The following is an 18,882-nucleotide window of genomic DNA, read 5'->3' on the forward strand; positions in this document are numbered from 1 at the left end:
GTGGAGTGATGATTATGAATCAGAGAGATAAGTGGAAAAAATTTATTCCGGTTATGGCAATTCTAGCGATAGCGGTGATACTTGTTTTGATCGTGAAAATATCAGGGGAACCATTATCCGTTGATACAATTGTAAAATATACACCGAAAAATGTGGCGCTCGCAGTGATAATGCTGATTCTATTATTTGGATTAAAGAGCTTGACGATAGTTCTGCCGCTTTCTATTTTATATCTTGCCAGTGGAATATTGTTTTCGCCGGTGGCAGCTGTGTTCATTAGTACAGTTGGTCTGTCTGTCTCCATTACAATTCCGTATTGTCTTGGAAAATGTAGTGGAAAACAGATTACAGAAGAAATATTTCAGAAATATCCGAAGGCAAAGAAGTTATCAGAATATCAAAAACAAAATACATTTTTTACTTGCTTTATAACGAGAATCGTTGGGTTCCTGCCAGGGGATATTGTCAGCTTGTATTTTGGTGCATGTGATGTGAATTATCTGATTTATCTTGTGGCAGGAATCAGTGGTTCATTACTTAGCATTGTGACGACGACCTTATTAGGAGAAAAGCTAAATAATCCGTTCTCAATAGAATTTGTTTTAGTAGCTTTTTGTAGACTTCTAGTATCTATAGTTTCAATAATGTTAAAAATATTATTTACAAAGAAACAAAAAAATGTCTAAACAAAATTACCAAAGGTGCATAATATGTTGCATAGTCAGACTGACAATGGTAATTCCAATCCAGCAGGAAGCACCGAGAAGAAGTGGCTTTCCGCCAGATTTTATTAATTTTATAACATTACTGTTCAGACCAATGGCAGCCATGGCCATAATGATGAAGAATTTGGACAGTTCTTTCAGCGGTGCGAATACATCAGCACTAATTCCCATACTCATACATGCAGTAGTGATAATTGCTGCAATGATGAAGTATAAAATAAACATCGGAAATGCTCTCTTTATGCTAAAATTTCCTGCTTTTTCACCATTTACAGATGCGGATTTTGCGTGGATCAGAGACAATACAAGTGTAATTGGAATGATTGCAAGTGTACGAGTCAGCTTAACGGTAACAGCATTATTCAATGTTTCATTTCCAAGATTCCACATGCTGTCCCAGGTGGATGCAGCTGCGGTTACAGAAGAAGTGTCGTTAATTGCTGTTCCGGCGAACAGTCCGAAGGAAGAACCGCTCGTTGTGTCAAAGCCGAGGACGTGTCCAAGTACAGGGAATAGTACAGCAGCAATGACGTTGAAGAAAAAGATAACGGAAATGGCCTGGGCAACTTCCGTATCGTCGGCGTCAATAACCGGAGCAGTAGCTGCGATAGCAGAACCTCCACAGATGGAAGAACCAACACCAACCAGAATCGCAGTGTTGGACGGAACATTGATAATTCTGTGAAGTAACCATGCAATGATTAGGGAAGTACTGATCGTACAGATAATAATTGGCAGTGATTGTTTCCCGGTCTTCATGATTACACCGAGGTTCATTCCGAATCCTAATAGTACGACAGCAGTCTGGAGAATAATTTTGGAAGTCCATTTAATGCCGGCTTCTGCTTTCCCTTTATCTGTCCAAATCAATGTGATGAGCATTCCGGCGAGAATTGCAATGACCGGACCGCCGATGACCGGAAAAGCTTTTCCAAGAAGCCAGGCAGGTACAGCAATTATAAAACAAACCAAAATACCAGATAAGTTCTTTTTGATAAAATCCATAATTTTTTTACCTCTCGTTTAAATTTAATAATTTTCATTTTTCTAATTGATTATAACACTGGAAAACAATAATAAAAAATTATATAATATTATTGAAATATAAGAAATCCTTATTGATAAAATAGCAAACCAAAAGAGGAAAATACTATGTTAGATTTTAGGACGAACACCTTTCTCACAGTGTGTGAAACCATGAATTTTACAGAGGCAGCAAAGAGATTAAATATTACACAACCGGCTGTTTCGCAACATATTCGTTTCCTTGAAAACGAATATAATACCCAGTTATTCTTGTATCACAATAAACAATTGTATATTACCCAGACCGGAAAGGTACTTAAAAAGCGTCTGATGACTATGAAAAATGATCAGCTCTCAATTTTTGAAGAAATGAAAAGTGTCAGTGGAGATATCGAATTATTATCTATCGGAGTTACAATGACGATTGGAGAATATGCAGTTGTTGACAGGATTGCGGATTTTATGAATCAACATCCAGATATGAATTTACATATTCATTTTGGGAATACGTCACAGTTGCTTTCGTTATTAGATGAAGGGAAGATTAATCTTGCTTTAGTGGAAGGAAATTATCCGAAAGATCGTTACGGACACATGAATTATAGTACAGAAGATTACATTGGGGTCTGCAAGGTTTCCCATACATTTCTGAAAAAGAATCCAAAGACTATGAATGATCTGAAAAACGAACGTTTGATTGTACGGGAGAGTGGCTCGGGGACAAGGAATATACTGGAAGAGTTGCTTTTGGCACGAGGAATGGAAATTCCTGACTTTGAGCGTTGTATAGAAGTGGAAAATATGCACACGATTATAGGTCTGTTAAAACGGGATTGTGGAATTTCATTTATGTATAAGATTGCAGTCGCGGATGAATTAGAGTCGGGAGTGTTGAAAGAAATAAAGCTTTCGGATTTTAAAATGCAGCATGATTTTGATTTTATCTGGGAAAAAGACAGTATTTATACGGATAAATATGTAGAAATATGTAAGGAGCTGTCCATTTCTAAATAAAATTCAAATACATAAATAAGGTAAATCTAAATTAATGCTAAATAAATAGTAATAAATCAGCAACAGTATTTGCCATAATATTCATCGCCCATTATAATATTATTAATGATTGAAAAGCTGATTGTAAAAGTAGTAAGGAGCTTGTTAAGAAGAGAATGATAGACAGAGAAGATATGCTGGCGCTTACAAGGCGCATGACAGTTAAGCGAACATCAATGACAAGGATAGCCGGGGGATACATGGATTCAGACGGTTGCATTGACGGGACATTTAATATTGCATTTTTGAAATTAAGTCCGGCGAATCGAGAGAAAAACTTGCAGATTGCAAAGAAAGTTCCGTTTGCAGAAACGAATCAAAACTTGCAAGAATACAAATTTTTGCAGGAAAATATGCAAAATGACAGCTTGTGGAAACTTTTGATGGGAATGCGGGCATGCGGACTGAAAAATGATGCATTAATGGAGACATTTTATGAGATTGTAGGAGCAAATTATAAATCGAAAGGTGATTATGCTGTTTACGTGTTTCACGACCGTTACGATATTCCGGTGAAGGGAACGGATCATGAGCGTCAGGGAGAATCCGAGAAAATGTATGAATATCTAATCTGCGCGATTTGCCCGGTGAGTGGTGATTATGAACCGGGAGAACCCGAGTGTGGATTTTTGTTTCCGGCATTTATGGATGAAAGCGCGGCATTAAATTATATAGATATATATCAGGCTGACATGAACCATCCTCATATAGAATTGCTGGAAATGCTTGGAATATGATGAACAAAAGAAAAAAGCTATAATTAAGAAAGACAAGAATGTGGGGGGATAGCCTCACATAGAAGAAAGAGAGGAAAATGTATGAACGAATTATACGAAGCAATTGAGAAAAAAATTAAGGATGCAGGGTATCCAAGAAATATTTCCGGAGCAGATGTGTATGATGATATCTGTGATCAGATTGACGGAAAGGATAAAGGAGAGTATATTCTGTTGTCTAAATTTGAAGATGACGTAGTTTTTGAATATCACATTACAATTCAAGAAGAGGATTTTAATCTTGGAATCCTGAAAATGAAAACACCGGAAGGTGAATTTGTGGCTGATTTTGATGCATAGGTCTTTTAACAAAAATGTAGCAATAATATATAGCAGATGGTTCCTCCTGCAATAGATACCAGCATCTGACGTTTCCAGATATGGAGTCCGGCAGTAACGAGAATGGAAATGAACTCTGGGATTCCATGTGTACCTTGCAATACATTTACATTTCTCAGACAGTAAACGACCAGCATGCCGAAAACTGCGGATGGAAGAAATTTTCCAACATATTGAATGAACTTAGGAGTTTCCCGGTTTTCACGAAATACAAGAAAAGGCAGGAAACGTGTAGTCATTGTACCAAGTACACAAAGTCCGATAGTGATGATTTGTTGAGCTAATGTCATGTTAGCAAACCTCCTGTGTTTTTTATTGCTACTTCATTTTTTCAGAAGCACATTTGTCGAAATGAAGTCGCGAGTAGTTTTTTTGATCCGGGATATCAAGCTTTTTGCGTAATAATGTCAATGAGACGATAATCAAAATCATGGTCGGAATCATAAAAGAGTCCGGTCCGAATACAAGGAGACAGAGAAAAGAAATTCCAAGTCCAAGTAATGAAGATGTATGATTCTTTTCTTTCAGCCACTGATCCATGAAGATAACGACGAACATAGCAGTCATGACAAAGCTGATGCCTTCTGTATTAATGAGGAGTAAAGAACCGATGACGCCACCGAAAGTTGCAGAAGCGACCCAGTATTCCCTTATATTTATCCAGCATGGAAAGTCCGTAGAATAGATGTCTTGCCTGGATCAGAAGTGCCATAATTTAAAGTTATAACAAACAGATATTTTTAGCTATTATACAAAACATTTGAAATAAATTACAATAAATCTATCGCAACACAAGTTTAAAATTACGATAGGTTTATTAAAATTTAGGAGATAATAATTATGAAGACACCATTTCGATATGATTTTGTAGGAAGTTTTTTAAGACCACAGAGATTAAAAGATGCAAGAAAAGATTTTGAAGAGGGAAAAATTACACAGGCTGATCTGACAAAAGTAGAAGACGAGTGTATCGTTGATTTAGTAAATAAAATCAAGGGACTTGGCTACCATGTTATTACAGACGGAGAGTTCAGAAGATCCACTTGGCATCTTGACTTTATGTGGGGATTTGAAGGTATCGAGCATCAGAAGACAGTAGAGGGAAATACAACATTTGACGCAGAAGCAGCCATGATTGATGATACCTATATGACAGGAAAGATTTCTGTAAAGAATCACCCGTTTGTAGAACATTTTAAATATGTAAAAGCATTGGAAGATGAAAATACAGTTGCAAAACAGACCATCCCTTCACCAGGACAGTTCTATGCTTACTTCACCGGAGCGCAGCTTCTTGCTACGACTTTAAAAATCTATGGCTCAGAAGAAGCATTTGCAGATGATGTCATCAAAGCTTATGGAGAATTCGTTCAGGAGATTTATGCGGCAGGATGCAGAAATCTTCAGTTCGATGATTGTGTATGGGGCGGTATGGTAGATGCAAAAATGGCGACAGCTCTGACCGGAAGAAACGGACAGGCTTTGGAAGATTATAAGAAGCGTCTGCTGAAACTGAATAACCAGGTTGTTGCACAGGCACCGGAAGACCTTGTAATCAATACACATGTGTGCAGAGGGAACTATCATTCTACGTTCTTCAGCTCCGGTGCATATGATTCCGTTGCAGACCTTCTGTTTGGAGAGGAAAATGTAAATGCCTACTATCTGGAGTATGATGACAAGAGATCAGGAGGTTTCGCACCACTTGTAAAAGTATCTGGAGATAAGAAGGTCGTACTTGGACTCATTACGACAAAGATACCACAGTTAGAGGATAAAGGAAAAGTCATTGCCAGAATCCATGAAGCAGAGAAATACGTTCCACTGGATCGCCTGTACTTAAGTCCACAATGTGGATTCGCATCTTGCGAGATCGGTAACAAGCTGACAGAAGAAGAGCAGTGGGAAAAATTAAAACTTGTAAAAGAAATTGCAGAAGAAGTCTGGGGAGATAGATAAAAGTTAGATATAAGGAAAAATAAAATCAGGTAACTTCCGGTTGTAAATCGTACAGTCCGGAAGTTATTTTTATATAATATGAAATTAAAAGCAATTTCCTTAAAAGTAATTTTGAGCTTTTTTTAAAATCACCTATTGACAACCCACCAATAAATATGGTATAAATATCTAGTGTCACGGAGACAGACACACAATTTACTTAAATAGGGGATTGGTCAAGTGGTATGATAGGGGTCTCCAAAACCTTTGGCGGGAGTTCGATTCTCTCATCCCCTGCTCTTAAAAGTGCCGGAAACCTTGAATTTTCAAGGATTCCGGCGTTTTTCATTTTCTGAAAAATTCCTATGTAGTCAAGCATGTAGTCAAACAGGAATCATTCCTAAAATGAGATAGCATTTTCAATCTGCTTTTCTTTATTTTTCGTTGTTTTGTTGCTGAAATAATATAACTTTTTTGTTGTGCTGATGTCGCTGTGTCCCATTTGTTCTGTGATAAATCCCTCGTCCACGTTGCTGTCAATCAATGTAGTACCATAGGTCTTTCGTATTTTGTGCATTGTTCTGTGAGGGATATTTAACTTTTTGCATATTTGGGATAAACGCTTATTGAACGTATTTCCTCTGATACGTTTACCATTACGTTCAAATAAATATGTTCCGTTATGGTTTAATGCCAGTATTTGATTTATCGTTTCTGTTGCAGTTGTAGGAATAATCAAATCACGGTTTCCGGCATCTGTTTTCGCATGTTCTTTCACAGCTACAACCCACTTGTCATTTTCATCCCGGTATTTATCTTCCGTACGTCTGATTTTAATAATACGTCCAGAAAAATCTCCTGCTTTTAAGGTACTTAATTCCCCTACTCGTAACCCTGTCTGAAAAGCAAGCAATATTCCAAGGTTATAAATATCCGGGTTACGCTTCAAATAATTGATTACAAGAGGGATTTCATTTTCCATGAATACTTCTTTTTGCTTATCGACAATTCTTCTTTTAAAGAGATTATTGGGAAGTTCCAAGTCTCCGAAAAATTCTGTTATGCTGATAGAAGTATATTTTTTCTTCTTGCCATATTTAAAAATACCTCTAATCAATGTACGAAGTCCGGCATAGGCTTTTCTAGTCAGTCCTAAATCACGAATGGTAGTTTTAATAAAGATTTCTAAGTCATCCTCATTGATATTTTTAAACTTCTTTTTGGAGATTGGAATATTTGTATAATGAAAAAATCTTTTGTAGTCATTTACATAACGGTCATAAGACGCTTTTTGTATTTCTCCAAAATCCAGTTTCCGGTCAATCCATTCATAGAACACGTTTTCAATGTAGATTTCTTCTTGTAATGCCTTATAAAAATCTACAATGACATTTTCCAATTCCTCAAGAGAATTTCTTCGTCTGAAAAGCCGAGTACCGTCCGGGTTGGGTAAATAGGTAGAAAAAATTTCTTTTCCCGATTTATCAGTTGTAGTTGTTATTGAATAAACATGCTGTGCAAGTATTTCTTTTCTTTCCATAATTGCCATATCATTCAGCATGGTATCTAAAGAGATTATACCTGTCTGGACTGCATAATTCAACAGTTCAGAATCATCGTAAACGGTTGCTTTTGTCATAAAGTGTACTGATGTGATAAGGGTATCGTTCTAATCTCTTTTTACTTTATATTTCATCTTTTCTAAAATCCATATTCATTTATTTACAATTCTATATTTCATAATCTAATACGTTTATGTTAGACACTAATACTCACTATCAAAAATTCTCCTTTCTTCTTCCCTCAAAAGGAAAGATTTTTTATAGTCCTCATATATCCGTTGTTGTTCTTCGTTCATCTGCCCCCGTTCTACTAACTGCCGGATGTAATCTCTGTTATCCAGTTTCCCAATTTTATCCATTAGTTTTAATGAGGGCGAAACTGCTACGTTCAGCCACCGCCATGTCCGTTCCAGAGTTTTTTTCTCTGGATTCATGGTCAGCTTTATCTTCCCTACATCCTGCATGAGTTCTTCCCACGGGGGATAAGTAGGATAGAGCCGTTTCCTTGTAATCATATTGTTTTCCGGCTTCTGTAAGAAACGTACTTTCTCGTTTAATACGGACAATGCAATCCGTGCCACATCCCTGTCTTTCAGAACTTCTTCTACTAATCTGCCCGCTTTTTTGTGCCGGAATCGGAGTTCATATCTGTTCCAGTCCGGGTTGAGTTCTTTTCCGAACTTTTCTGCCTGTTCATATCCCTTTTCATAGAATATAATTCGAAAATCACTGTGTTTACTGCCGAGATAGAGCGTTTTCCCCTGTGCTTCTATTTCATCTTCTTTCAGCTTATCGGAACGGTTCTCTGATGTGTCACGCAACTGACTGGATATCAGCCCCTCATTTTTCAGTCGAATCAATTCCGGGATAGACAGGTAAGGCTTTCTATCGTCGATTGCCAAGTCTATCCGCGGGAAATTCACCGGGTATCTGCAAACTCTTTCCAGAAAGTCAAACCATGTTTCCCTGTTCAGTAAAAGAAAATTTTCATAATTCCTGCATCCCGAACCACTCATAAGAATCTGGAATCCCTCATACTGTGCATTTCCTGTCGGTTTCAGAATCTTGATATTGTCAAATCTTGCTATCAGTTCGTGCCCGGCAATTCCTTTTTCCTTACCATGCAGTTCCATAAAACTCAGTGGAATCCGCAGGATATCTTCTATAATTGTGAACACGTCTGCACCTTTGACGGTAATCTGACACCAGTCAATCAGTGCTGTCAAATCTTCTTTCTGACGAGTTACCCCCCTGTTAGTATAGGGGGGGGGTCTGAAATTTTCATTATTTCCGTTATTATTATCCCTGCCTTTCCTAGTCTGCCGTGGCTTTCGCCACGTTCCCGGAACTTCCTCTGCTCCCTTTGCTCCTTTCACGCTGTACGGAGCAGTCCGCAGAGAATGTCCGGGAACAGCCTTTACACGTTTCCTTTTCCGGCAACAGTGCGGATACCCTTACAGGTGATTCTGTCCACTAATACCGGGAAGTTTCCCCTCTGCACATAAGGGGCATATAACGGTTCTTCCAGTTCTACCACAGTATAAGGCTCTACCTTGGGAAGTTCCGTTGCTTCCAGACGGATATCTACGCTGTTTCCAAGTTTCATGCTTCCGAGATGGAGTTTCAATGCTTCCACTTCCTCAGTTTTCTTCCGGGTTTCCTTATCATACTTGTAGCAGTAGTCTGCTCCCATGTAACGGAGTTCCCCGAACGCTTCTCTGACCTGTTCTTTTGTCAATGTAATCTGCATTCTGCATTTCTCCTTTTTTGAAATCATGGTGAATGAGTGTCCGGTAAGTGTGACAAGTCCTTTTCATATCCACATCTATATTTATTTCATTACTTTTCTCCTTACCTCTTAACCTCATCATAGACCTGTTTTTTCCTCTTGTCAACAATTATTTTACTTTTTCCCTTACTTTTTTATTTTTGTATTTCAAACGCTTAACCATATCTTTTTGTAACTCATTATAATTTCACCCTTACATTTATCCTTATCTTATGTTATGATGAGAACAGAAACGAGGTGTGCATATGTTTGTAAATAAAGAAGCAGTAGGAAAACGGATTTTGCAGATACGCAAGAAATACGGTTACAGTATGCAGAAGTTTGGGGAAATCATAGATAATGCCCCGAAAGGCTCTGTAAACAGTTGGGAAAAGGGTGTGAATCTCCCCAATGAGAAACGCTTGAAGCAGATTGCCACGTTGGGAAATATGACACTTAACGAACTTCTGTATGGTTCATTCAAAGAATATGTAGATATGCTTATCACAGAAAAACTGGGGATTGAACTGCCGGAAGAATTTACTAAAACTTTTTATCCCCTTTTAGAACAGAAAGGCTTTACCTACGGGGATGATATCGAGATTGTCCGGCTTGTAAACGGCTTTCTGACTTATCATAACCTTACAACAAAAGAAACTGCCATTTTCTATCAGCCGACTGCATACTCCGGCGATTATTTTGACGGTATCATACAAAAAGCGGATTCTTCCATTCTAGTCTGCCGGGCATATGCAGATAAGGCAAATAACACCTTACATATCATTCCGGCTTTTGAGAATGGACAGACAGCGGAAGTAGCAGACTTTTTTCATGCACTGGAAAAAATAACTGTTCCACACAGCAATAATTACTTCACTTCCGGCTTTCTGACACTCGGACTGGCATTAAGAGATTCCAAAGTGATTGTCTATGGAATTGACGTGAAACAGGGAACAGCACAGGTTATCCCCTACGAATATGATTGCGAATCAGACGCTTATATCCAGAATGAACATCTGACATATAACAGACAGGACAGCTTTCTCCGGGAAGCTACGAAAGAAGCAGTCTATCGGAAAATGCAATCCGACCAAAAATAACCCATAGAATAAACAAGAGGACTTGCAAGGTTTGTGACCTTTCAAGTCCTCTTATGTATCATGGTGGTATTGGCTGTGTCCGTTCCGTAAAGGACTGCCCTACGGCGTATCGGCTTCGCCTTGTTCCTTTACCTCACTGGATATCGACAAACTGGGATTTGTTTTATTACTTGTTTTCCATAAATCCTATAATCGAAAAAATCAATCCTACACTCCCAATTCCGATAGCAAGTAGCCCCATTCCTGATGAACAAAGAGAGATTATGATAGCAAAAAGTAGTATCGCAATACCTAAACCGATTTTTTTCATTGAATCTACTCCTTTGCAAAATTCTGATTTTTCTATTTCTTTCTCAGTTAAACAGACTGGGGTTTAGCTCTTTTAACTCAAGTGGCAGTTATTTCATTTCCACAATAATGGAGCTTTCCATTATTTTAATATCCTCAAAAGAACTGCTATATAGGCTTTTTGACACATCTTCAAAGGTCAATTTTTCATTGTCCGTAAGAACGACATAATAACTATCTGCCTCAGCATTTGGCATTCTTCCGTCCAGTTCTAATCGAAATGGATATATTGTATCCTCACATTTCCATGTTCCATCATTCATTTTATAGTATGTTATTAGTATTCCATCTTGTTCTGATTGTTTATAGGTTTTAGAAATATCACTCTTTCCGCAACCAGTAACCAATAAAGTATAAAGTACCAAAGCCGTTACTATTTTTTTCATTACAATACCGCCTCGTTTTTCAAGATTAATTTTTACACAAATTCCATTTTTTCTATTTCTTTCTCAGTTAAACAGACTGGGATTTATATACCAAATCCATTTGTTAATCCAATAACAACCAAAATCATTCCTGCTATTCGTATTCCCTTTTCTGCATCTTTCCGTTCTAAACGAACTATATTTTGTGGATATACAGGGTTAATGAAAAAGACGAGACCTGTAAAGGCCCACGCAAGATTATAATATATATCCTTATTGAACCATAAAGAACTTATAAACCCTGCAATAACCAAAATCATAGTAGCAATTATTTGCGTTCGGAAATTTATTCTCATTTTCTGCTCCTCCATAAATTCATTTTTACCACTTTCTATAAACTGGAAATGGTCTATTTCTTCATCCTATACATTACTATAAAAATTATTGCAAAAACCATAGGGACACAAGCATAGCCTGCTTTTACTTCTCCATGATTAAGTAAAACATATCCTACACCTATCAAGGTTATTATTGTGAATATAATACCCAATATTAAATATATCCTTTTCATGCTCATACCTCGAATTTATTTTTTTCTAAATGGTAATGCTATTAAATTACCTAGTAACGCAATAACTGTATACGCAACTACATAAACCCACGCCGTATAGTTATAAAAAATAAATATAGATGGAATAAGCATAATAAGTACAATCAAAATATACAAAAAGCGAAAACCGTTTCTAATTCCATAAAAAATAGACGTTACTAAGCATACCAAAGGAACAATCATTAACATAACAATCATTCCGCTCCCTGTGTCTTTTATAAGACACGGAATAACATAAAAATCTGCAAGCAATACAATATAAAAAATCATATTCTTTTTTAACTTATCCATAATTTCCACCCTCCTTGCAAATTCCAATTTTTCCGACTATTTTCATGGTAATATTATATCATTCTGATACAATATTGTCATTCAGTTTCAATCTTGATTTTGAACATTTCTGGGCGGTCTTTAACATTGTAGACGTAATTATTTTCTGTGCCTGCTTGATATAAAATTGTAAAATGATTATCCCCAAGTTTTCGACTTAATTCATTTGGATAAACAGAAATACATATTCTATTTGGATATCCTGTTATGTCATACGAAAAACGTACCTCATGAAAAGTGTTATCTGTACATCGTTCTATTATTTCTTCAGCAAACTTTTCTTTATTTGAAACAAAGAGTTTATTCGCTATGATAGTCAATCTTTGCTCATAAAATTCACTGGAGCAATTCAGAACACTTGATTCCACCTTAACATCACGTCCATATTGTAAGTAAATCAAAGTGGTAAAAATACCAATGAATACAAATACCGTAATAAAGCGTTTTTTCAATATTTCCACCTCTTACAGTGTTCGTATACAAACACTATTATTAAAACAATTTTACGCTAATAATAATTACATAGCAACAGAAATTTGTAAGAAAGCGGAAAAGCGTGAAATGATAAAATATGACAAGTTGTGGGAAACAATGAAGTCTAAGGGAATTACTCAATATGATTTGTATACTCGTTATCATATGAATCGTTCCCAACTAAACAGACTGAGACATAATCGAAATGTAGAAGTAAACACCATAGATAAATTGTGTAATATTTTGAATTGTAACATTGAAGATATTATGACGCATTATCCAGACGATAATGTTTTTTAATGAGTAGCAGAAGTATTTATTAGAACGATACCATGCTGAACGATTTCTCCTTTCTGATTGTTATTTTATATCCATGTAGTCAAAATGTAGTCACTTGTAGTCAAACAGAATTTGAAGAAATGCTGTATTTTCGGGGATTTCGAGAGTTCCCCACAGGGTTCGATTCTCTCATCCCCTGTTGACTAGGGTCTTACAAAGCCTATAAATACGGGCTTTGTAAGGCTTTTTTGTTTTCTTAATTCTTGAGAGTAATCACCATAGTAATCACCTAATAATTAATTGCCTGTTCAATCTGTTTTTTTCGCTCAGCTTTTTGTTGAATGTCAAATTGATAATAACCTTTGGTTGTTTATATAACTTTTCTTTTTGGCAGTACTTGTATCTTGAGTGAATGCCCTAGTCTCAATACGCTGAATATGAAGTGTTCTATATGCGAATTCGTTCTTCATCAGTAAAACATTTTTGCGCATCAGTTTCTCACTCTTTTTCAAAATATTTTTTCCAACTTGAAAATCACCGAAAAAGTTTGAGATATTAATAGAGGTATATTTTTTCTCGAACCTTGCATATCGAATCATTCCATGCAATACAGTTTTTACATGGAATTTGCGCCACATTTGCAGTCTTGATAATTCAATATATCTGTAGTAACATAAATGAAAAGTCCAGATGAGAGAAGGTGTGCTTATGAATGAGCAGTTGCTAAAAATGAATGGTTTATCTGTGAAAATTTTAGATATGTTATCATTTGAATCACACTTGGGAATGGGATATGAATTTACAACAGAAAATATACAGACATATCTCAATGATGTAGCAGGCGTTCGAATAGTTTGTGCGTTTATTGACGATATTTATATGATATCAGATTTGATTACCCAACAGGATGATATTAAAGTTATTGAAATAAAAGATTATATAAAAATCCAAAATCGAATGGTTATCGAAGCTATCATATGATTGTTGAAATACCAGTATTTTTTGCTAAGGGTAAAACACCTATGCGTGTAGAATTACAGATTCGAACCAATGGTATGGATTTTTGGGCAACATTGGAACATCAACTTTGCTATAAAAAAGGAATTGAAGAAATGCCTGGCTATGATGAGATAAGTGAAGAATTACTTCATTCTGCAAGAGCTATCATTGAAGCAGATAATGAAATGCAGAGAATAAAAGACAAAATTGGTATGTTCCACGAAATTTAGGGAGAAAATTGAGCAAGTAGGAAGGTGGAATATATATGAAACAAGATACTTTAGAGGGCAAAGCAAAAACAAAAAATGGGGTAAAACGGCTGTGTTTTTCCATAATCTGCATTCTTCTGGAAGTGATTTTTATTATTACTATCGTAACACGCTTGAATGAATATGCAGAAATCATAAATTTATTTACAAGGATTTTGAGTGGGATCTTGGTTTTGGGATTGTACGCATCAAATAAGACATCCTCTATGAAAATGCCTTGGGTCATCTTAATTCTAATTTCCCCAATTATGGGTGTAGGCCTGTATTTGTTGATTGGTTTGAATGGTGGCACACATAAAATGCGTGAGAGATATGCAGAAATTGATAGCAAATTGTTACCAATGCTTCCAGACAGTCAGGAGTGTTTGAGCAAAATAAAAGAAACAATTCCGAAAGCAGGAAATATAGCAAGTTACATACAAAGAAATTCGCAGTATCCAATCTATCAGAATACGGATATTGTGTATTTTGATGAAGCAGTGAAAGGATTAGAGGCACAGCTTAAGGATTTGGAGAAAGCACAGAAGTTTATCTTTATGGAATATCATGCGATAGAAGACGCTGAAGCATGGCATAAGATTCAAGATGTTCTGGAAGAGCGAGTAAAAGCAGGTGTGGAAGTTAGAGTATTCTACGATGATATGGGTTCTATTGGCTTTATTAACACAGATTTTGTGAAAAAGATGGAGGCAATAGGAATTCATTGCCGTGTATTCAATCCGTTTGTGCCAGGTTTAAATCTGTTTTTGAACAATCGTGATCATAGAAAAATAACAGTTATTGATGGAAAAGTCGGATTTACAGGTGGATATAATCTAGCAAACGAATATTTTAATTACACACACCCGTATGGACAGTGGAAAGATACAGGTATTCGTTTAGAAGGAGATGCTGTTCAGTCGCTTACGGTGACATTTTTGGAAATGTGGAATGCAGTAAGTGATAAGGATGCTAATGATTCTGATTTTAGTAAATACCTTTTCCACTATGATTATGCGGCACAGCAAACTGGGTTTGTTCAACCTTATGCAGACAGCCCTATGGATAATGAGCAAGTAGGAGAAGAAGTTTATATCAGTATGATAAATAAAGCTGAAAAATATTGTTGGTTTATGACTCCATATCTAATCATAACAGATGAAATGACGCATGCGTTATGTCTGGCTGCTAAGCGAGGGGTAGACGTAAGAATTATCACACCTGGTATCCCTGATAAAAAATTCATTTATAATATAACTCGTTCTTTTTATCATGGATTAGTTAAACATGGTGTTCGTGTTTATGAGTGGACTCCTGGTTTCTGTCATGCAAAAATGAGTGTGGCAGATGACTGTATGGCAACTTGTGGAACAATTAATCTGGATTATCGAAGTTTATATCACCATTTTGAAAACGGCTGTTTTATGGCAGATTGTCAGGCAGTTGTGGAAATAAAAAATGATCTGATAAGAACGATGGGAGAATGTCGTGATGTGACAGACCAATATCAAACCGGACGAAGTGCATATTTGCGACTGGGACAATTATTTATGAGATTATTTGCTGGATTGCTATAAGAATCTGATGAAACGACCTTTCAAAAACAGTTGATTTAGAAGTTAACTGTTTTTGAAAGGCCGTTTTTGCTATATCTAACAGTCTGTTGTACAAAGAAGATTTTGTATGGATGAAAAAAATAAATTTTGTTGAGGTTAAATTGAGATTGACTTTGTATTGTATAAGTATGAAATAAAAAGGAATCAGGTGATGTACAATGAAAAAGCATAAAATATGTAAAATCCTTCTTGTTATACTGGCAATTTTTTTATGTGTGGCTTTTTATGAATTGCTCGGAATCTGCGTTGCATATAAAAAGCAGCCGGAAGTGTCCAATACAACCAAAAAAGAAACAAAAAATGGGTCATGGAACGAATGCAGTGAAAATACAGAACGGGCAGTAATCATAGAAAAGAATCCAGAAGCACTTTTACAAAGAGTGCGTTTGATCAAGAATGCAAAAAAGGAAATTATTCTTTCTACTTTTGCATTTCAATCCGATGAAAGTGGAAAATTGATTTTAGGAGCACTGCATGATGCGGCAGACAGAGGTGTACATATTCGTCTGTTAGTAGATGGAATGGAGAGCTGGATTGATATGGAAGGAAATCCGTATTTCTATGGATTATCTTCCCATGAGAATGTTGAAATTAAACTGTATAATAAGGCCAATCCGTTGAAACCGTGGAAAATGATGGGTAGAATGCATGATAAATATTTGATTGCAGATGGAAAGAGATATATTCTTGGGGGAAGAAATACATACAATTATTTCCTGGGTGATTTTCCGGGACATAAGAACTATGACAGAGACGTGTTGGTGGTTTGCGATGAACCTGAGAAAGAAAATTCAGTTAACCAGTTGTCAGAGTATTTTGAAACCATATGGAATCAGGAAGACAGTGGTTATTTTCATAACAATAAAAAACTGGCAAATAGAAAATCTGTAAAGAATGCAGTTTTAGAGCTGCAGAACGGCTATCAGAAATATTTTGAAGAGAATAAGGAAAGAATCTGCGATACCGATTACACGGACGAAACTTTTGAGACAGAAAAGATTACATTAGTATCAAATCCTATTCACACAGGTTCCAAAGAACCAGTAGTGTGGTATCAGTTGGGAGAATTGATGAAAAATGCAAAAAATCGTGTGAAGATTCACACGCCATATATTATCTGTAATGATATGATGTATAATACATGGGAGGAGATTGCAGAGAACGTTTCAGATTTTTCTATCATGACCAATTCGGTTGCCAACAATGGAAATCCGTTTGGTTCTGCTGATTATGCGAGAAACAGAAACAGAATTTTAAATACAGGAATTGATATCTGGGAGTATGAAGGCGGCTATTCTTACCACGGAAAAAGTATTCTGATTGACGATGATCTGTCTGTAATCGGTTCCTTTAATATGGACATGAGAAGTGCATATCTGGATACGGAACTGATGCTTGTAATACGCAGTAAAGATATTAATAAACAGTTGGAAGAGGGCATGATGGAATATGAAAAAGTGTCCCGCCAGATATTAGAAGGCGGAACTTATAATGATCCATATCATGTAGAGCCAATTGAATTGACAAAGAAGCGTCAGAGAAACATACTTTTGGTACAGCATCTGCTTGGATGGGCAAGGTATCTGTTTTAATAAGGAGGAAGGAAAACGTGTTTCAAATATTGATTGTAGAAGATGATAAAGAATTAAGCCAGCTATTCCAAAAAGTGCTTGAGAAGAATGGATATCAAGTCAAAAGTGCATCGGATGGAGCACAGGCATTAGAAGTATTGGATAAGGAATATATTGATCTGATCATTTCTGATATTATGATGCCGGTTATGGATGGTTATGAACTGGTGTCAGAACTTCGTTCAGCAGGATATCAGATACCAGTTCTTATGATCACTGCGAAAGGTTCCTTTGATGATATGCGCCAGGGATTTCTTTCGGGAAGTGACGATTATATGGTAAAACCGGTAAATGTGAATGAAATGGTTTTAAGAGTCGGAGCACTGCTTCGTCGTGCACAGATACTGAATGAACACAAAATTGTGATCGGTTCAACAGAGTTTGATTATGATGCAATGACGGTTACAACTGATAAGGAAAGTCTTGTTTTGCCTAAAAAAGAATTCCTACTTTTATATAAGCTTGCAGCTTCGCCAGGCAGAACATTTACAAAACAACAGTTGATGGATGAAGTATGGGGATACGAGACGGAGGCAGACCCACATACGATAGAGGTACATATAGGAAGAATCAGAGAGCGTTTTAAAGATAACCCTGATTTTGAAATCGTAACAATGCGTGGAATTGGATACAAGGTGGTGAAAAAATAATGGAACAAAAGAAAGAAAAAGGATTGCGGATCCGATCCTGTCTGACTGGTGCAATCTGGCTGGCACTTGTATTTTCAACAGTCATATCTGCTTTATTATTTGCTTTTTTGAATCATTTTTTTAATCTGCCGGGCAGCATACCTGTGCTTGGCTGGCTTTTGATTTTCAATACATTGATTGCAGGGCTGATCACTTCCTTTATTAATGCAAAGTTACTGGAACCAATTACCAGACTTAGTAAAGCAATGAAGGAAGTTTCTCGGGGAGATTTTGAACAGCATTTGGAAACGAACAGCCGTATAGCAGAAGTTGGAGAATCTTATCAAAGTTTTAACGTTATGACAAAAGAACTTCGTGCAACAGAGGTGCTGCAGATGGATTTTGTATCTAATGTTTCTCATGAGTTTAAGACCCCGATTAATGCCATTGAAGGATATACAATGCTGCTTCAGGGAGAAGAACTGTCTCCGGATCAAGAGGAATATGTAGAAAAAATCTTATTTAACACCCAAAGACTTTCCGGATTGGTTGGTAATATTTTGCTGTTATCCAAGTTAGAGAATCAGAATATACCAATGAAAAAAACAGAATATCGTCTGGATGAACAGATCCGCCAGGCATTTCTTTCATTGGAAACAAAATGGACAGAAAAAGAAATTGGTTTTCAGGTAGAATTGGAGGAAGTTAAATATACTGGGAATGAAGGACTTTTTATGCATATCTGGATAAATCTTTTGGATAATGCGATTAAGTTCAGCCCTTCAAAGGGGACAATTACGATGTTTCTGAAACAGGAACAGGATTCTGTTAAGTTCATTCTGGAAGATGAAGGACCAGGAATAGAGGATGATGTAAAATCCAGAATATTTGACAAGTTCTATCAGGTAGATGGATCTCATAAAGCAGAAGGAAATGGCCTAGGTCTTGCACTTGTAAAACGGATTGTAGATAGTGCCGGAGGAACAATCAAAGCAGAAAACCGTGAATATGGTGGATGCAGATTTGTTGTAGAGCTTCCAATACAGAAAGATGAGATTATATAGTT

The 18,882-nt window shown here is 36.5% G+C and carries 22 protein-coding genes, 1 tRNA gene and 1 pseudogene; 13 read left to right on the forward strand and 11 right to left on the reverse strand.

Translation table 11 applies throughout. The features are described 5' to 3' along the window. The first annotated feature begins 14 nt into the window (after positions 1 to 14). The gene (locus tag NQ560_RS04695; RefSeq protein WP_117606008.1) at positions 15 to 686 is read left to right on the forward strand and encodes a TVP38/TMEM64 family protein; all 672 of its coding nucleotides are present in this window, start codon (positions 15 to 17) and stop codon (positions 684 to 686) included. Between the two features lie 6 nt (positions 687 to 692). Here the strand turns inward: NQ560_RS04695 and NQ560_RS04700 are convergent, their stop codons facing one another. Next, positions 693 to 1,730, reverse strand: a complete 1,038-nt coding sequence (locus NQ560_RS04700; protein WP_005335388.1) for a YeiH family protein — start codon at positions 1,728 to 1,730, stop codon at positions 693 to 695. A 147-nt stretch (positions 1,731 to 1,877) separates the two neighbouring features. Here NQ560_RS04700 and NQ560_RS04705 point away from each other — a divergent pair, with 147 nt between their 5' ends. The 3 genes from NQ560_RS04705 to NQ560_RS04715 all read left to right on the forward strand — a co-directional run bounded on the left by NQ560_RS04705 (position 1,878) and on the right by NQ560_RS04715 (position 3,880). Next, on the forward strand, positions 1,878 to 2,765 hold the full coding sequence (locus NQ560_RS04705; protein WP_005335390.1) for a LysR family transcriptional regulator: 888 nt from the start codon (positions 1,878 to 1,880) through the stop codon (positions 2,763 to 2,765). Positions 2,766 to 2,920: 155 nt separating this feature from the next. Further along, positions 2,921 to 3,541 (forward strand): DUF4317 family protein, encoded by a 621-nt coding sequence (locus tag NQ560_RS04710; RefSeq protein WP_005335392.1) that lies wholly within the window; start codon positions 2,921 to 2,923, stop codon positions 3,539 to 3,541. An 81-nt stretch (positions 3,542 to 3,622) separates the two neighbouring features. Then, the gene (locus tag NQ560_RS04715) at positions 3,623 to 3,880 is read left to right on the forward strand and encodes a hypothetical protein (RefSeq protein WP_005335397.1); all 258 of its coding nucleotides are present in this window, start codon (positions 3,623 to 3,625) and stop codon (positions 3,878 to 3,880) included. A 5-nt stretch (positions 3,881 to 3,885) separates the two neighbouring features. Here NQ560_RS04715 and NQ560_RS04720 read toward each other — a convergent pair whose 3' ends face one another. Further along, complete coding sequence (locus tag NQ560_RS04720) at positions 3,886 to 4,209, reverse strand: branched-chain amino acid transporter permease (protein WP_005335398.1); 324 nt, start codon at positions 4,207 to 4,209, stop codon at positions 3,886 to 3,888. Between the two features lie 28 nt (positions 4,210 to 4,237). Next, entirely contained in the window at positions 4,238 to 4,486 is a 249-nt protein-coding gene (locus tag NQ560_RS04725) for a hypothetical protein (RefSeq protein ID WP_005335401.1), read from the reverse strand. Positions 4,487 to 4,759: 273 nt separating this feature from the next. On the opposite strand from NQ560_RS04725, the gene NQ560_RS04730 reads away from it, so the two are divergent. Together NQ560_RS04730 and NQ560_RS04735 are read left to right on the forward strand one after the other, a co-directional pair. Further along, the gene (locus NQ560_RS04730) at positions 4,760 to 5,878 is read left to right on the forward strand and encodes a 5-methyltetrahydropteroyltriglutamate--homocysteine S-methyltransferase (RefSeq protein WP_005335402.1); all 1,119 of its coding nucleotides are present in this window, start codon (positions 4,760 to 4,762) and stop codon (positions 5,876 to 5,878) included. A gap of 205 nt (positions 5,879 to 6,083) precedes the next feature. Beyond that, positions 6,084 to 6,154 (forward strand) — tRNA-Trp (locus tag NQ560_RS04735). Positions 6,155 to 6,257: 103 nt separating this feature from the next. Here NQ560_RS04735 and NQ560_RS04740 read toward each other — a convergent pair. The 3 genes from NQ560_RS04740 to NQ560_RS04750 form a co-directional block, all read right to left on the reverse strand. Then, positions 6,258 to 7,496, reverse strand: a complete 1,239-nt coding sequence (locus tag NQ560_RS04740; protein WP_005335404.1) for a tyrosine-type recombinase/integrase — start codon at positions 7,494 to 7,496, stop codon at positions 6,258 to 6,260. 126 nt (positions 7,497 to 7,622) lie between these two features. Further along, the gene (locus NQ560_RS04745) at positions 7,623 to 8,645 is read right to left on the reverse strand and encodes a replication initiation factor domain-containing protein (RefSeq protein WP_052302931.1); all 1,023 of its coding nucleotides are present in this window, start codon (positions 8,643 to 8,645) and stop codon (positions 7,623 to 7,625) included. A gap of 191 nt (positions 8,646 to 8,836) precedes the next feature. Then, a complete protein-coding gene (locus NQ560_RS04750; protein WP_040015648.1) occupies positions 8,837 to 9,169 on the reverse strand; it encodes a hypothetical protein in 333 nt (110 codons plus the stop codon). A 284-nt stretch (positions 9,170 to 9,453) separates the two neighbouring features. On the opposite strand from NQ560_RS04750, the gene NQ560_RS04755 reads away from it, so the two are divergent. Next, entirely contained in the window at positions 9,454 to 10,287 is an 834-nt protein-coding gene (locus NQ560_RS04755; RefSeq protein ID WP_005335408.1) for a helix-turn-helix domain-containing protein, read from the forward strand. Positions 10,288 to 10,453: 166 nt separating this feature from the next. Here the strand turns inward: NQ560_RS04755 and NQ560_RS04760 are convergent, their stop codons facing one another. The 5 genes from NQ560_RS04760 to NQ560_RS04780 form a co-directional block, all read right to left on the reverse strand. Beyond that, complete coding sequence (locus tag NQ560_RS04760; RefSeq protein WP_005335410.1) at positions 10,454 to 10,597, reverse strand: hypothetical protein; 144 nt, start codon at positions 10,595 to 10,597, stop codon at positions 10,454 to 10,456. An 88-nt stretch (positions 10,598 to 10,685) separates the two neighbouring features. Then, positions 10,686 to 11,021, reverse strand: coding sequence for a hypothetical protein (locus NQ560_RS04765; RefSeq protein ID WP_005335412.1), 336 nt, complete (start codon positions 11,019 to 11,021; stop codon positions 10,686 to 10,688). An 83-nt stretch (positions 11,022 to 11,104) separates the two neighbouring features. Next, positions 11,105 to 11,356 carry a hypothetical protein gene (locus tag NQ560_RS04770; RefSeq protein ID WP_040015649.1) on the reverse strand — a complete coding sequence of 84 codons (252 nt, stop codon included), beginning with the start codon at positions 11,354 to 11,356 and terminating at the stop codon, positions 11,105 to 11,107. Positions 11,357 to 11,586: 230 nt separating this feature from the next. Continuing rightward, positions 11,587 to 11,901 carry a hypothetical protein gene (locus NQ560_RS04775; RefSeq protein ID WP_005335418.1) on the reverse strand — a complete coding sequence of 105 codons (315 nt, stop codon included), beginning with the start codon at positions 11,899 to 11,901 and terminating at the stop codon, positions 11,587 to 11,589. Positions 11,902 to 11,978: 77 nt separating this feature from the next. Beyond that, complete coding sequence (locus NQ560_RS04780) at positions 11,979 to 12,392, reverse strand: hypothetical protein (protein ID WP_005335422.1); 414 nt, start codon at positions 12,390 to 12,392, stop codon at positions 11,979 to 11,981. A 109-nt stretch (positions 12,393 to 12,501) separates the two neighbouring features. Between NQ560_RS04780 and NQ560_RS04785 the strand changes: the two genes are divergently transcribed. The 6 genes and pseudogenes from NQ560_RS04785 (at position 12,502) to NQ560_RS04810 (ending at position 18,880) form a co-directional block, all read left to right on the forward strand. Continuing rightward, positions 12,502 to 12,714: a helix-turn-helix domain-containing protein gene (locus NQ560_RS04785; protein ID WP_040015714.1), complete on the forward strand. Its 213-nt coding sequence runs from the start codon at positions 12,502 to 12,504 to the stop codon at positions 12,712 to 12,714. Positions 12,715 to 13,479: 765 nt separating this feature from the next. Then, a pseudogene (locus tag NQ560_RS04790) lies at positions 13,480 to 13,922 on the forward strand (GTP pyrophosphokinase); the annotation flags it as partial. A 35-nt stretch (positions 13,923 to 13,957) separates the two neighbouring features. Then, positions 13,958 to 15,517 carry a cardiolipin synthase gene (cls, locus tag NQ560_RS04795; protein WP_005335435.1) on the forward strand — a complete coding sequence of 520 codons (1,560 nt, stop codon included), beginning with the start codon at positions 13,958 to 13,960 and terminating at the stop codon, positions 15,515 to 15,517. A gap of 197 nt (positions 15,518 to 15,714) precedes the next feature. Then, the gene (locus NQ560_RS04800) at positions 15,715 to 17,148 is read left to right on the forward strand and encodes a phospholipase D family protein (RefSeq protein WP_005335437.1); all 1,434 of its coding nucleotides are present in this window, start codon (positions 15,715 to 15,717) and stop codon (positions 17,146 to 17,148) included. Beyond that, positions 17,127 to 17,837 carry a response regulator transcription factor gene (locus NQ560_RS04805; protein WP_003693048.1) on the forward strand — a complete coding sequence of 237 codons (711 nt, stop codon included), beginning with the start codon at positions 17,127 to 17,129 and terminating at the stop codon, positions 17,835 to 17,837. The genes NQ560_RS04800 and NQ560_RS04805 overlap by 22 nt, the downstream gene beginning before the upstream one ends. Further along, positions 17,837 to 18,880, forward strand: coding sequence for a HAMP domain-containing sensor histidine kinase (locus tag NQ560_RS04810; protein ID WP_005335446.1), 1,044 nt, complete (start codon positions 17,837 to 17,839; stop codon positions 18,878 to 18,880). The genes NQ560_RS04805 and NQ560_RS04810 overlap by 1 nt, the downstream gene beginning before the upstream one ends. The last annotated feature ends 2 nt before the right edge of the window (positions 18,881 to 18,882 follow it).

It is taken from the genome of Dorea formicigenerans, from assembly GCF_025150245.1.
Lineage (GTDB): Bacteria > Bacillota > Clostridia > Lachnospirales > Lachnospiraceae > Dorea > Dorea formicigenerans.